The following is a 14,995-nucleotide window of genomic DNA, read 5'->3' on the forward strand; positions in this document are numbered from 1 at the left end:
TATGAGCGAGCACTACCGAAAAATAATTCACGTTGACATGGATGCGTTTTATGCATCGGTAGAGCAAATGGACAATCCTGAGCTGAAAGGAAAACCTTTGGCGGTAGGTGGAAGCGAAGTTCGTGGTGTGGTTTCAGCAGCAAGTTACGAAGCTAGAAAATTTGGTGTTCGAAGTGCAATTAGTGGCATTCAAGCAAAAAAATTGTGTCCCGATTTAATTTTTGTGCGACCACGATTTGACCGTTACAAAGAAATTTCGAAGAAAATTAGAAAAATTTTCCTTGATTATACTGATTTAGTCGAACCGCTATCGCTCGATGAAGCCTATTTAGACGTAACCGAAAACAAAAAAGGCAATCCCAGCGCGACTTTAATTGCTCAAGAAATCAGAAAACGCATTTTTGAAGAAGTTGGTCTCACAGCTTCGGCAGGAATTTCCGTAAATAAATTTGTAGCCAAAATCGCTTCCGATTACAACAAACCTAACGGACAAAAAACGGTAAATCCAGATGAAGTAGAAGCCTTTTTAGAAAAATTAGACGTTAAAAAATTCTATGGTGTAGGCAAAGTTACTGCTGAAAAAATGTATCAATTAGGCATATTTACAGGTTATGATTTAAAGCAAAAACCGTTAGAGTATCTCGAAAAGCATTTTGGAAACAGCGGTTTGCATTACTACCAAATTGTGCGTGGCATTCATAATAGTGCGGTAAAACCCAACCGAAAAATTAAATCAGTGGGAGCGGAGCGCACCTTTGGTGAAAATTTATCCTCAGAAATTTTCATGGAAGAACGCTTGCTAAGTATTGCCAAAGAATTAGAAAAACGCCTCCAAAAAAGTAAAATATCAGGAAAAACCATCACCCTAAAAATAAAATACTCCGATTTCACTTTACAAACCCGAAGCAAAACATTGCCGTATTTTGTAAACGACAAGAACATCATTTTAGACGTTGCTAAAGATTTACTCTATCAAGAGCGTTTGAGAAACTCCGTTCGATTACTAGGAATTTCCATCCACAATTTAAACAACGAAGAAAAAACCAAAACCACTTTACCTCAAAAAAGTGTTTCGGTGCAATTGAAGTTTGAGTTTTAAAAAAAGTTGAAATTTTAACATAAACTGCAGAAAAACTACAGCAACGGGTTTAATAAGTTGTTTTAAATTGCGCCTTGAAAATAGCATAAACTTTATGTTATAAATAAGTTGTAAGAGATTTTTGATTAGATTCTTTAAATCAGAATTTTTGAAACTATAAATAAATTAAAATAATTATTAACTAAAACAACGTATGCAAATGAAACACAAACTCAAGAAAATCATTCCATTTGCTTTCATCTTGATTGCTTTTATTATCTTTAGCTGTAGTGAAGATTATGAAATTCATGAACATAATCATAATCATTCAAAAATCAAGGTAAAGCCAATCTCTATAAATAATGTAATTACAAATCAAAAGGCTTTTGAAAAATTAACAAATCCAAAAAGTAGATTTAAAACCAATTCATCTTCTGATAGAATTATTAATGATACCATAAATAATTTTTCTATTGAAACCGATAATGGTATATTTATTGAAGATGGTAATTATAATTCTTATACATTCAAAATTACTAGACCTAATGGAAGTGATTTTTTATTAGAAAATGTGGTTGTAAGCAAAAAGAATGAAGTGGAATATGAAACAATTTTATTTCAATACAACATTACTCAACAAGAATTAGATATGATTGACAACGGAGAATTTGTAGATTTAAACGGTAAAATAAACAAAATATTTCTTGAAAATTCAATAATTGCAAGTGAAGTAACAGGTAAATATTATTACAATGGTAGTTGCTATGAAGATAATCCAGTTTATATACCAGGTAATACTTGTCCAGAAGGCATTCATGATTTAAGCTATGTTTTGTCACACATCGGAGCTTGGGATCAGTGTACTTATTACAGTAATGGGACATATACAGCAACGTCTGGGACATGGACTTGGCAATCTTCATTAGTTCCTTGTGATGATGGTGGAGGTGGTGGCACTAGTAGTGGCTCTGGGCAATATGGTGGCGGAGGCTCAGGTAGTGGTTCAACCACGACAACTCCTCTAAATAATTGTAGAACTTGTCCTCCTGCATATCAAAGAACTCCTTGTGATAAAATCAACGATTTAAAATCAATTGCCAATATTCAAACGGAATTATCCAATATGAGTAATAAAGTATCTGATCCAAACGAATGGGGTCGTTATAAGTTAACTTCAGCATCTGTAATACAAACTCCTCCTTCAACAAGTTCAGGAGAAGTAAGTTTTCCAATGCCCACATCAGGACAATATGTTTTCATGGCACATACACATAATAGTCCTGCTTCTACAACATACTCCGTTTTTTCTTGGACTGATTTGGTTGCGCTAGCAGATTTGTTAAAAAAGAATAAAATAGACACAAATAATTTTGTTGCCTTTTTAGCAACTGCTGATGGTACATATTATGCTTTAACTATTGAAAATACGCAAAATTTCTTAAAATTTTTCGCGGTTAAAGGAGACCCTTTATTTGATATGAATATTGCAACTAAAAGGGTGGAACTAGCTTCTAAATATTATGGTGAACTTGTTCCCAATCCATCTCCAATTATTGATTATAATACAACACCACTAAATGATGAAATAGCTTTTTTAAACTTATTACAGAATAATAATCTAGGACTATCTCTTTTAGAATCAAATTCAACTTTTACAAGCTTTGAAAAAGTTACATTTAATCAAACAACAGGAAACATTGATAAACAACCTTGTCTTTAAAATAATTAATTACTATGAAAAATATATTTAAAATTTTAATACTATTTACTTTTATAAGTTGTAAAGCACAAACAATAGTTAATATAAATACTTATAATATAGGTGATAATACCAATAAATATTTTAAGGATTTAGATAATAATTTTACAAACTTTGTGGGGACATGGGAAAATACAACAGGAGATATAACATTTAGAGTTATTTTATGGAAAGAAAGCATGAAACCTTTAGTAACAGAAAATAATAGTTTTATGGATAGACTGTATGGAAAATTTCAAATAATACAAAATGCTGATTTACCAAATGAAATTATCATTCATAACTCAGTAAAATATTTTCCACAAAACGATATAACATCAACATGGTCAATATTTGGCACCCCATATAATTCAACAGTTTATGGTGCATATTTAGAAGATACTTGCGCAAATGGAGGAAGCGGGGTTTTAGAAGGAAATGTAAAAATGGAAATTACAAATTTAGGAAATACTCCTTTAAATGCACATTGGACAGTGAAAAGCGTTAGACCACTTCATTCAGGTGAAAATTTTTCAGTACCAATGAACATTGTTTTAACAAAAGTGAATTAACCTCTCCCCCAGCTAGCGCTAGCAACCAAATAGCTAAAACATAACCTCCGTTTTCAATTCAAAACGGAGGTTTTTTCATTCCTTTTCCCCACTTAAACAAGCGTTAAAGTTGTCTTTTCTAAGCTATTGATTCATTTTTCTTTTTAGTTTTATCCCAAATTACAATCGTTATGGAGTTCAAAGTTTACGATGCTGCGTTTGCAAAACAGCATGAAAATGGCGCTATAAAAGCAATGCCGCTAGTGTCTTGGGATATTTATTCTCAGTATTTGTTGCAAACTAATGTATTGCTTCACGATGTAAATTCGTTACATCAAATAGCTAATAAAAATCAATGGAAATCAGTTTGGGATTATAAAGAAAGTTTACAAGACGAAACCGTAATTGTGGTTACTGATGCCCAATTAAAAATTGTTTTCGCTAGTAAAAACATCAAAAAAATGAACGGTTACGAAGCACAAGAAGTCATTGGGAACTCACCAAAAATGTTTCAAGGCGCCAAAACCGATTTACAAGTGAGCAACGAAATCAGAAATGCCATTTTAAACAAAGTACCGTTTGAGAAAAATGTAATTAATTATTGCAAAGATGGTTCGTTGTATAAATGTCACATCAAAGGATTTCCAATTTTCAATCACAAAGGAGAAGTAACTAATTTTATTGCGTTTGAAAAAATAGCAGCTTAAAACGAACATATATAAAACAAAAACGAGTGCTAAAAATATCTTTAGCACTCGTTTTTTTATGTAGCAATGAGATTATTCTATTTCAGAAACTCTTAATGTGTTTACCATTCCTTTCGCTACGATAGGCATTGCAGCTAAGTTAACTACCATATCACCTTTTCTAACGTATTTTTTTTCTTGACAAATGGTATTGATGTCATCAATCGTGTCATCTGTACTTACTAATTTGTCATAGAAATATGCTCTTACACCCCATAAAAGGTTCAATTGCGTTAAAATTCTTCGGTTAGAAGTAAATACTAAAATATGCGATTTTGGTCGCCAAGCCGAAATTTGAAACGCAGTATAACCAGAATTTGTTAAGGTTGTAATCGCTTTTGCATTAATGGTATCAGCCATTTGAGCCGCGTGATAACAAATCGATTTGGTAATATAACGACTGTTTTTTATTTGTGGTTGCGAAATAGGCACTTTAATAAGTGGTGAATCTTCCACGCTTTCAATAATACGGGTCATAGTTTCAATAACTTCCACAGGATAATTTCCTACTGAAGTTTCTCCTGATAACATTACGGCATCCGCTCCGTCCATAACCGAATTGGCTACGTCGTTTACTTCGGCACGTGTTGGAGTTAAAGACGTAATCATAGTTTCCATCATTTGTGTTGCCACGATTACCGGAATACGAGCTGTTTTTGCTCTGTGAATCAATTTTTTCTGAATCAAAGGCACTTCTTCCGCTGGAACTTCCACACCTAAATCACCACGAGCAACCATTAAACCATCACAAAACGCTACGATTTTGTCAATGTTTTCAACCGCTTCAGGTTTTTCAATTTTGGCAATAATTGGAATTTTATGATCGGAATGTTTTGCAATTAAATCTTGTAAATCTTCTAAGTCTTTTGGCGTTCTTACAAAGGATAAAGCAATCCAATCCACTTTATTTTCAATCGCAAAAATCGCATCGCGAATGTCTTTTTCAGTTAAAGCAGGTAACGAAACTTTAGTGTTAGGTAAGTTTACTCCTTTTTTTGATCTCAAAGGACCACCTTGCACTACAACTGCTTCAACTTCGGTGTTTTTATCGGTTTTAGTAACTTCAAAAATTAATTTTCCGTCGTCTAATAAAATTCTTTCTCCTGGATTTACATCTTTTGGAAATTCTTTGTAGTTCATGTATACTCTCGAAGCTGTTCCTAAGATGTCTTCTGCAGTAGTGAAGGTAATAATATCGCCTTTGCTTACTACTACATCTTCTTTCATTACACCTACGCGTAATTTTGGACCTTGTAAATCGCCTAAAATTGAAGTTGTATAGCCAAACTCTTCGTTTAGCTCTCTAATCATTTGAATGCGTTCGGTAACATCAGTATAATCAGCATGCGAAAAGTTAACTCTAAATACGTTAACTCCGGCATCAATCATTTTTTTTATTACTTCTTTTGTACTACAGGCTGGGCCTAGCGTAGCTACAATTTTAGTCTTTTTGTTTGTTGGCATTTTAATTAAAAAATTAAATTATTTTTAGATTTTAAGTTCGTGATATCAATCGTGTAAGCCGTAGTTACATTTTTAATCTCTTGAATTTTATCAACTATGGATTCTGAGTCAAATCCGTAATCGATATTTTCAATTTTAATAAGGTAATCGGCTTTTTTAAATTCGGGTAGTAAAAAAACAGTGATGTCTACTTGCTCAAATAATGAGGTTGTTTGTTTGTTGGAATTGATAATCGTGGTTTTGTTTTCGATTAACGTCCAAACAACATCGTTTTTTTCATCATCAAAAATGTAATTACTAAAAGCGCTTTTTCCTTCGGGAATGGCAATTTCTACATAAGCAAGATTTTTACTTAATTGAATGCCTAATTCCTTGTTCAGCATATAAGCCAATTTGTAATCATCTAAAGATGAATGCACGGCAATAAGCTCATAATCATCTGAAACAAAATCGTTTATTTGAATTTTATGAATGGCCATTACCAGAATTTAAGTTGTAAAGATAAGACTAAAATCTATTAAAAAGTACCCATTTACGTGTTCTTAACGTTAATTTAGTAACGAAAACGTTTTAGTACTGGGTTATTTTTTTGAAATTTTTTCTTGTAAAGCAAAATAAGCACGTTGCGATGCTTTTTCTTCTGCTTTTTTCTTAGAAGTAGCTCTTGCTCGGGCAATAATTTTTTGGTCGATAAGCAATTTTACCCCAAAATATTTCTGGCCTTCGATACCGTTATCTTCCACAAAATCAAAAAAGAAGGACATTTTTTCTTTCTGACACCATTCAATGATTAAACTTTTGTAGCTGATAACTTTTCCTTCTAATTTGGCAATATCTACATATTGTTTGATGATTTTATTTTGGATAAACTTTTCGCAATATGTAAAACCTCTGTCTAAATAAATAGCACCAATAAATGCTTCAAATAAATTACCGTGAATATTATCACCAAACTGATTTGAATTGATTTTACTTTCTACAAATTGAAGCAAGTTAAAATCACGTCCAAGTTCGTTTAAATGCTCTCTACTGACAATTTTTGAACGCATTTTAGTTAAATACCCTTCGTCTCCCGATGGTACTTCATTATATAAATGAGCAGCAATTACGCTACCTAGCATGGCATCGCCTAAAAATTCTAAACGCTCATAATTGAACGGATTTCCTTTCTCGTCTACTTTGTTGGTAGAGCGGTGCGTAAATGCTTTTTTGTAATATCTAAGCTCTATAGGTTCAAAACCTAGTATTTTGGTAATTTTTTCAAAAAAAATCCCGTCTTCTGGAGAACGGGAGTTTTTTCTTATTTTATTAAATAAACGACGCATGTGTTTAGTCTTCCAATTTTTTAAACAATACACAAGCATTGTGTCCACCAAAACCAAACGTATTGCTCATTGCTACTTTAATTTCACGTTTTTGCGCTTTATTTAAAGTTAAGTTTAATTCTGGGTTAATGTTTTCATCTACAACAGTATGGTTAATCGTTGGAGGAACAATACTATGTTGCATAGCTAAAATAGAAGCAATTGCTTCGATTGCACCAGCAGCACCAAGTAAATGTCCTGTCATCGATTTAGTTGAGTTGATATTAATATTTTTAGCATGAGCGCCAAAAACATGACTAATTGCTTTTAATTCGGCAACATCACCTAAAGGTGTAGAAGTTCCGTGTGTGTTGATGTGATCAACTTGCTCTGGAGACATTCCAGCATCACGCAATGTGTTTTCCATTACTGCAATTACTCCAATTCCTTCTGGATGTGGAGCTGTTAAATGGTAAGCGTCAGAAGACATTCCTCCACCACCAATTTCACAGTAAATTTTAGCACCACGTGCCTTTGCATGTTCGTACTCTTCTAAAACTAATGCACCCGCACCTTCTCCAAGTACAAAGCCGTCACGAGTAGCATCAAAAGGTCTTGAAGCTGTTTCTGGACTTTCGTTTCTTGTTGATAAGGCGTGCATAGAATTAAATCCACCCATTCCTGCAATGGTTACAGCCGCTTCAGATCCACCTGAAATGATAACATCGCACATTCCTAAACGAATGTAGTTGAAGGCATCGATTAAGGCATTAGCCGAAGAAGCACAAGCTGAAACAGTGGTATAATTAGGACCCATATAGCCATTTCTCATAGAAATATGAGCTGGAGCAATATCGGCAATCATTTTAGGAATAAAGAAAGGATTGAACTTTGGCGTTCCATCACCTTTAGCATAATATATTACTTCATCTTGGAAAGTTTCTAAACCTCCAATACCAGCACCCCAAATTACACCTACTCTATGTTTGTTTACATTATCTGAAGTAATTCCAGCGTCTTTAATCGCTTCGTCACTTGCAGCAATGGCATATTGAGCAAATTTATCCAATCGGCGCGATTCCTTACGATCCATATAATCTTCGATGTTGAAGTTTTTTACTTCGCACGCAAATTTTGTTTTATGTTTTTCTGTATCGTAATACGTTATGGGTGCAGCACCACTTTTCCCATTAATTAAACCATCCCAGTATTCTTGAATGGAATTTCCAATTGGGGTTAATGCTCCAAGGCCAGTTACAACAACACGCTTTAATTGCATATCCTTATTTTTAAAATATCGTTTAAACAAATAATACCCGTGTTTTCTTTAGTTTATAATAGTAAAGAGACAAGGGTATTTCAATATAATGTGATTGAAATTCAATCAAAAATAGTCTAATTTCTTAAAATAATAAAAACCCGCATGCAAAAAAATGCACACGGGCGTTTTATTTATTATTTTTTAGCTTCTTCGATGTAAGAAATAGCTTGACCTACAGTAGCAATGTTTTCAGCTTGGTCGTCTGGAATTTGAATATCAAATTCTTTTTCGAACTCCATAATAAGCTCAACAGTGTCTAATGAATCAGCTCCTAAATCGTTTGTGAAGCTAGCTTCTGTTACAACTTCGTTTTCGTCAACACCTAATTTGTCTACGATAATCGCTTTTACTCTTGATGCAATGTCTGACATAATCTTTTAATTTTTAATTTAATTTGTTGGCAAAAATAAAAAACTTTATTTTAAAACAACCTTTTTGTTACTAAATGTGACCACGAATTTAAAAAAAATAATTCACAAAGGCCTCTTTTTTTTATTTTTTACCAATTTTTATTCTTTTTTTTGTGGGAAGAAATCAATAGAAAATGAAGAATATTGTGCTTTTTGCTTCCGGAAATGGCTCAAATGCCGAAGAAATAATCAGGTATTTTAAAAAAAATAACCAAGGAACTGTAGTCGCCATCTTTTCTAACAAACCAGATGCCAAAGTGTTAGATAGAGCAAAAAATCATAACATTTCTTCAGTGGTTTTTAACAAAGCGCAATTAAATGAAGGTTTCGTCTTGGAAAAATTACATCAGTTTCAACCTGATTTAATTGTTTTAGCCGGATTTCTACTAAAATTTCCTGAGTCTATATTAAAAGAATATCCAAAAGTGATTAATATTCATCCTGCGTTGTTGCCAAAATACGGCGGAAAAGGGATGTATGGCATGAATGTGCATCAAGCAGTTTTAGAAAATAATGAAAAAGAAACCGGAATTACCATTCATTATGTAAACGAACATTACGATGAAGGCGAATTTATTTTTCAAAAATCAGTAAATATCGAAGATTGCAAAACCGCGGAAGAAATTGCGCATAAAATCCACGAATTAGAACATCAGTATTTTCCTGAAGTAATAGGAAAGCTAATCACTAATCACTAATTACTATTCACTTGAGTCACGAAGTCCACATATATACAGACGGCGCTGCCAAGGGAAATCCTGGTCCGGCTGGCTATGGCGTGGTGATGGAAATGGTAGGAACTCCGTATAAAAAAGAATTTTACGAAGGTTTCCGATTGTCTACCAATAATAGAATGGAATTATTAGCGGTAATTGTAGGTTTAGAAAAATTAAAAAACCCAAAAACTAAAGTCTTAGTCGTTTCCGATTCCAAATATGTGGTGGATTCGGTAGAAAAGCGTTGGGTTTTTCAGTGGGAAAAAATCAACTTCAAAGCCAAGAAAAACCCCGATTTATGGATGCGCTTCTTAAAAATATATCGCCAACACCAAGTCGATTTTCAATGGGTAAAAGGACACAACAGTCATCCTCAAAACGAGCGCTGCGATGAATTAGCAGTTATGGCATCGCAACAAGAAAAATTATCTATAGACGAGTTTTACGAAAGAGAAGAAGGGAAGTTGTCGTAGATTTTCACATAATTTTTCTTCCATTAATTATTATTTCCTTTAAATTGAATAAAAGTTTCGAATAGTCTTTTTCACTTCTGTCAATTCTGATTGTAAATTTTTTATTGTCAAAAAAAATGATTGTTAATTTTGGATAATAAGTAAATATAAAGTTGTTGATTTTAATTTTGTCAATTGCTTCAAGTAAAAATTGTTCATCACCAATTTCTAATTTTGACTTATTGATTTTAATTTCAATCAATTTCGAGGATTTATTTGTTATGATTTTGGATATTAAATTACCTATTATAACTGAATAAATCACTATAAGCAAACTGATATAATCAAATTTTGGAAACAAATAAACTATAACTGATATTAATAAAATCAATGTGAAGATTGAAATTATTACTCCAATTAAAGCAAGTAAATAGAGTTTTCTTAAATTGATAATATTTATTTGGTGTGCTTTCATCGATTTTGTAAAATTCAAATCTACAATTTTCTAAATAATTTTGTTTCACCTTTTAAATCAATTATAAAACAAAGGAGCTTTTCAGCTCCTTGTAATTATTTAGTTTCCTTTGTTAAATCGAATCGGTAAATCGCATCAAATCCTAGATATATAGAAGAATCAAATTCCGAATTTAGTCGGTTTCTTTTATCAGTACTTAATGGAAATGTTAACACTTGCGCCCCCACTTTTTCGTTACTGCTGTACACACCATAATCTGTTGTGTCAAATCCAACTTTTCCTCTCAAAATGATTGAGTTTTCCATTAACCCAAGTGCTGCATACATAGCAAAACGAATCGATACTTCTTGGGTATAAAAGTCTGAATTAAATTCTGATAAATTATAGGATTTAATTGAGGTAAGTAAGTCAGTACCTACACTAAATTTTTTAGTTAATGCGTAATTTGCATCCATACGAATTGGTAAAGTAGCATTTATGTAAAATTTATTGTTTTTTGATCGATGCCAAATACCAATTAATGGTGTAATAGTAGAACCATGGTTTTCTGACGAAGCATATAATCCAAATTTAACTTTTGAAGTTTCATTGTATTGATAATCTAAAACAGCTAATCCTCCAAATTGGAAATCATTTGAACCAATATTATCAAAATCTGATGCTATTTTTGGAAGAAAAACATAGGTACCCGACCATTTTTCAGAATGTTGGTATTTCATTCCTAAGTTTAAACGTGTCATAGTTAAACTAGTTCTTTCTGAAGCTTGGGAAAAATTTAATCGTGTGTTTTCAACCGTAAATCCAGTTAATAAAACAGCTTTTTCAGATAACTTTTTAGGATAGTAAACTTCCATATTTAGATTGTTTACACTTGTTTCGTAGTCATTGTCTACATTTCCTAATGTCGCATTATTTAAAGATAATTTAAAAATATCAACATAGTCTTGCGCGTTTACAGAAACTGTGAAAAGTGCAAAAAGCATTAATAATTTAATTTTTTTCATATTTTTTATTTATTAAAATTTTTCAAAAATATTCTTTAGCTATTAAAATTGTTAAAAAATTAGAAAGTATTAAATTATGATAGTCATAAAATTAATTTATGAATAAGGTTTTTGAGCATAAATATGCGCAAAATCCTAACCTTCAAAACCTTTTAAACTTTTAAACTCATAAACTTTTAAACTTCTAAACAAAAACTTATCTTTGCACCTTATTTCAAATTCAATTTAATGAACAAACTATTAATAGTAGGAACAGTAGCTTTTGATGCTATTGAAACACCTTTCGGAAAAACAGACAAAATTTTAGGTGGAGCCGCGACTTACATTGGTTTAGCGTCTAACTTTTTTAATGTAGATGCAGCAGTAGTTTCTGTGGTTGGTGAAGATTTTCCAAAGGAATATTTAGATTTATTAGAAAATAAAGGAGTAAATATAGAAGGAATCGAAATCGTAAAAGGTGGAAAAACCTTCTTTTGGAGTGGAAAATACCACAACGACTTAAATTCTCGAGATACTTTAGTTACTGAATTAAACGTTTTGGCTGATTTTAATCCAGTTGTGCCACAAGCGTATAAAAATTCGGATGTAGTTTTATTAGGAAACTTACACCCAATTGTACAATCAGGTGTTTTAAACCAAATGTCTGAAAGACCAAAGTTAGTTGTTTTAGATACAATGAACTTTTGGATGGATTGTGCCTTACCAGAATTATTAGACGTTATCAAACGCGTAGATGTTATCACCATCAACGATGAAGAAGCGCGTCAGTTATCAGGAGAATATTCTTTGGTAAAAGCAGCGGCTAAAATCCATACCATGGGACCAAAATATGTGGTTATCAAAAAAGGAGAACATGGTGCATTATTGTTCCACAACAAAGAGGTTTTCTTTGCTCCAGCTTTACCATTAGAAGAAGTGTTTGATCCAACAGGAGCTGGTGATACTTTCGCAGGTGGTTTCGCAGGCTACATTGCACAATCAGAAAACATTTCGTTTAGCAATTTGAAAAACGCTATTATTTACGGTTCAAATTTAGCTTCTTTCTGTGTGGAGAAATTTGGAACAGAACGAATGGAGAATTTAGATAAAAATGAAGTGAATGCGCGTTTGAAACAATTCAAAGCCTTAACACAATTTGAAATAGAATTAGAAGAATAAAAACGTGCCTCGAAATTTCGGGGCATTTTTTGTTTCAAAAATAAATATAAAAACACATAGGCAGATAGTTTAAGTTTTTATGAATTAGTTGATTACAAGAAATAAATTTCACACATAGCTATGTCATCTATTTCGAGTGAAGCGACTTTTTTACATTAAGTTTAACTATGAATCTATGTGTTAAAAAAAGAAAATACAACAACCTACAACAACACAACAACTTATGAGTGACGCTATACAACACGAATGTGGAATTGCATTACTACGATTAAAAAAACCGTTAGAATTCTATAAAGAAAAATACGGAACCGCTTTCTATGGTGTACAAAAAATGTACTTACTTATGGAGAAGCAACACAACCGCGGTCAAGACGGAGCTGGATTAGCGAGTATTAAATTGGATGTAAATCCAGGCGAAAGATACATCAGCCGTATTCGTTCAAACGACCCGCAACCTATTAAGGATATCTTCGCTCAAATTAACGACAGAATCAGTCGCGAGTTAGAAGAACATCCAGAATATCAAAACAATGTGGCACTTCAAAAGCAAAATATCCCATATTTGGGAGAAGTGTTTTTAGGTCACGTTCGTTATGGAACTTTCGGTAAAAATAGTATCGAAAGTGTTCACCCATTTTTACGTCAAAACAATTGGATGCACCGAAATTTAATTGTTGCGGGAAATTTCAATATGACTAACGTAAAGGAGTTGTTTCAAAACTTAATTGACTTAGGACAACATCCAAAACAAATGGCCGATACCGTTACCGTAATGGAAAAAATCGGACATTTCTTAGATGATGAGGTTACCGAATTATACAAACAATGCAAATTAGAAGGTTTTTCTAAACAAGAAGCTTCTCCAATTATTGGCGAACGATTAAATGTACAACGCATTTTAGAACGTGCTTCTCGTAATTTCGATGGAGGTTATGCAATGGCTGGACTTTTTGGTCATGGCGATTCGTTTGTTTTGCGCGATCCTGCCGGAATTCGTCCTGCGTATTTCTACGAAGATGATGAAATTGTAGTAGTCGCTTCAGAACGTCCGGTAATTCAAACGGTTTTCAATGTACCTTTCGAAAAAGTACAAGAATTAACTCCAGGAAGCGCTATCATCATCAAGAAAAACGGAAATGTTTCTATTCAGGAAGTAAGAACACCATTAATCAAAAAAGCATGTTCGTTTGAGCGCATTTATTTTTCTCGCGGTAGCGATGCTGAAATCTACAGAGAACGTAAAGAATTAGGAAAATTAATCTTTCCAAGTGTTCTAAAAGCAATTGATAACGATACCGATAATACCGTTTTCTCGTTTATTCCAAATACAGCAGAAACTTCTTTTTACGGAATGTCAGAAGCGGCTCAAGATTTCTTAAATCAGAGAAAAGCCAAAATGATTATCGAGCAAAAAGATACATTGACTGAAGATACCTTGAAAGAATTGCTTTCAGTTAAAATCAGAACGGAAAAAATCGCAATTAAAGATGCCAAATTAAGAACGTTTATTACTGAAGATAGCAGTCGCGATGATTTAGTAGCGCACGTATATGATGTAACGTATGGCGTTGTGAAACCTACTGATAATTTGGTAATTATTGATGATAGTATTGTGAGAGGAACTACCTTAAAACAAAGTATCATTAAAATGATGGATCGTTTGCATCCAAAGAAAATCGTCGTAGTTTCATCTGCACCTCAAATTCGTTACCCAGATTGTTACGGAATTGATATGGCTAAATTAGAAGGCTTAGTAGCGTTTAGAGCGGCCTTAGATTTATTAAAAGAACGCAATTTATATCATATAGTAGAAGAAGTCTACCAAAAATCGAAAGCACAAGAAGATTTTAGTGATGCTGATGTAGTGAATTATGTAAAAGAAATTTATGCACCATTTACTGATCAAGAAATTTCTGATAAAATTGCCGAAATGCTTACGCCAGAAGACACAAAAGCTGAAGTAAAAATCATTTATCAAACAGTTGAAGATTTACACATTGCTTGTCCGAAGAATTTAGGCGATTGGTATTTCACAGGAGATTATCCAACTGATGGAGGAAATCGTGTAGTAAACCGAGCATTCATGAATTTTTATGAAGGAAAAGATGCTAGAGCGTATTAAAAAACGCATTTCATCGACTTTTTATTTCGTTTAACAATTTTTTTATAGTAATACAAAATCTCACCATACTTTAGCTCTACCAGAAAATTAGTAGGTTAAGTTGTATGGTAGATTTGGGGCAAAAAGGGTACGCAATGCGTGCCTTTTTTTTTGCCCAAAAACTAAGTTTTTAGCTTGATGATATAAGTATTTTAATAAAAATTGCATTTCGTCGACTTTTTTATTCGTTTAACAATTTTTTTATGCAAGCATAGTATCTTGTGCTACTTTAGCTCTACCAGAAAATTAGTAGGTTAAGTTTTATGGTAGATTTGGGGCAAAAAGGGTACGCAATGCGTGCCTTTTTTTTACCTTAAACACATCGAATTTGTTATAAAAAATTAAAAAAATAACTGTTTTGTTTTTTTAGATGCATTTCATCGACTTTTTGTGTTATTCAACAATTTTTTTATGCTT

Annotated in this window: 14 protein-coding genes; 8 read left to right on the forward strand and 6 right to left on the reverse strand. The window is 32.7% G+C overall.

Translation table 11 applies throughout. From position 1 onward, the window contains the following. Nucleotide 1 precedes the first annotated feature (1 nt). The 4 genes from dinB to OJ995_RS02260 all read left to right on the forward strand — a co-directional run bounded on the left by dinB (nt 2) and on the right by OJ995_RS02260 (nt 4,074). On the forward strand, nt 2–1,099 hold the full coding sequence (gene dinB, locus OJ995_RS02245; protein WP_264367954.1) for a DNA polymerase IV: 1,098 nt from the start codon (nt 2–4) through the stop codon (nt 1,097–1,099). Nucleotides 1,100–1,298: 199 nt separating this feature from the next. Continuing rightward, nucleotides 1,299–2,798, forward strand: coding sequence for a TopoII/MutL transducer domain-containing protein (locus OJ995_RS02250; protein ID WP_264367955.1), 1,500 nt, complete (start codon nt 1,299–1,301; stop codon nt 2,796–2,798). 14 nt (nt 2,799–2,812) lie between these two features. Beyond that, nucleotides 2,813–3,388: a DUF6705 family protein gene (locus tag OJ995_RS02255; protein ID WP_264367956.1), complete on the forward strand. Its 576-nt coding sequence runs from the start codon at nt 2,813–2,815 to the stop codon at nt 3,386–3,388. A 170-nt stretch (nt 3,389–3,558) separates the two neighbouring features. Beyond that, nucleotides 3,559–4,074, forward strand: coding sequence for a PAS domain-containing protein (locus OJ995_RS02260; RefSeq protein ID WP_264367957.1), 516 nt, complete (start codon nt 3,559–3,561; stop codon nt 4,072–4,074). Nucleotides 4,075–4,146: 72 nt separating this feature from the next. On the opposite strand, the gene pyk is transcribed toward OJ995_RS02260, so the two are convergent. The 5 genes from pyk to OJ995_RS02285 form a co-directional block, all read right to left on the reverse strand. Next, the gene (gene pyk / locus OJ995_RS02265) at nt 4,147–5,577 is read right to left on the reverse strand and encodes a pyruvate kinase (RefSeq protein WP_264367958.1); all 1,431 of its coding nucleotides are present in this window, start codon (nt 5,575–5,577) and stop codon (nt 4,147–4,149) included. A gap of 5 nt (nt 5,578–5,582) precedes the next feature. Beyond that, nucleotides 5,583–6,056 carry an IPExxxVDY family protein gene (locus OJ995_RS02270; RefSeq protein ID WP_264367959.1) on the reverse strand — a complete coding sequence of 158 codons (474 nt, stop codon included), beginning with the start codon at nt 6,054–6,056 and terminating at the stop codon, nt 5,583–5,585. Between the two features lie 102 nt (nt 6,057–6,158). Then, the gene (gene rnc, locus OJ995_RS02275) at nt 6,159–6,902 is read right to left on the reverse strand and encodes a ribonuclease III (protein ID WP_264367960.1); all 744 of its coding nucleotides are present in this window, start codon (nt 6,900–6,902) and stop codon (nt 6,159–6,161) included. 4 nt (nt 6,903–6,906) lie between these two features. Further along, nucleotides 6,907–8,160: a beta-ketoacyl-ACP synthase II gene (fabF, locus tag OJ995_RS02280; protein WP_133609270.1), complete on the reverse strand. Its 1,254-nt coding sequence runs from the start codon at nt 8,158–8,160 to the stop codon at nt 6,907–6,909. A 176-nt stretch (nt 8,161–8,336) separates the two neighbouring features. Beyond that, nucleotides 8,337–8,573 carry an acyl carrier protein gene (locus OJ995_RS02285; RefSeq protein ID WP_007137004.1) on the reverse strand — a complete coding sequence of 79 codons (237 nt, stop codon included), beginning with the start codon at nt 8,571–8,573 and terminating at the stop codon, nt 8,337–8,339. Nucleotides 8,574–8,746: 173 nt separating this feature from the next. Between OJ995_RS02285 and purN the strand changes: the two genes are divergently transcribed. Next, nucleotides 8,747–9,310, forward strand: coding sequence for a phosphoribosylglycinamide formyltransferase (gene purN / locus OJ995_RS02290; protein ID WP_133609272.1), 564 nt, complete (start codon nt 8,747–8,749; stop codon nt 9,308–9,310). An 11-nt stretch (nt 9,311–9,321) separates the two neighbouring features. Beyond that, complete coding sequence (gene rnhA, locus OJ995_RS02295; protein ID WP_264367961.1) at nt 9,322–9,801, forward strand: ribonuclease HI; 480 nt, start codon at nt 9,322–9,324, stop codon at nt 9,799–9,801. A gap of 549 nt (nt 9,802–10,350) precedes the next feature. Here rnhA and OJ995_RS02300 read toward each other — a convergent pair. Further along, the gene (locus tag OJ995_RS02300) at nt 10,351–11,259 is read right to left on the reverse strand and encodes a DUF6268 family outer membrane beta-barrel protein (RefSeq protein WP_264367962.1); all 909 of its coding nucleotides are present in this window, start codon (nt 11,257–11,259) and stop codon (nt 10,351–10,353) included. Nucleotides 11,260–11,487: 228 nt separating this feature from the next. Here OJ995_RS02300 and OJ995_RS02305 point away from each other — a divergent pair, with 228 nt between their 5' ends. Next, entirely contained in the window at nt 11,488–12,417 is a 930-nt protein-coding gene (locus OJ995_RS02305) for a PfkB family carbohydrate kinase (RefSeq protein WP_264367963.1), read from the forward strand. A 223-nt stretch (nt 12,418–12,640) separates the two neighbouring features. Continuing rightward, nucleotides 12,641–14,539, forward strand: a complete 1,899-nt coding sequence (locus OJ995_RS02310; RefSeq protein WP_264367964.1) for an amidophosphoribosyltransferase — start codon at nt 12,641–12,643, stop codon at nt 14,537–14,539. Nucleotides 14,540–14,995: the final 456 nt, after the last annotated feature.

The organism is Flavobacterium lacisediminis, from assembly GCF_025909975.1.
Lineage (GTDB): Bacteria > Bacteroidota > Bacteroidia > Flavobacteriales > Flavobacteriaceae > Flavobacterium > Flavobacterium lacisediminis.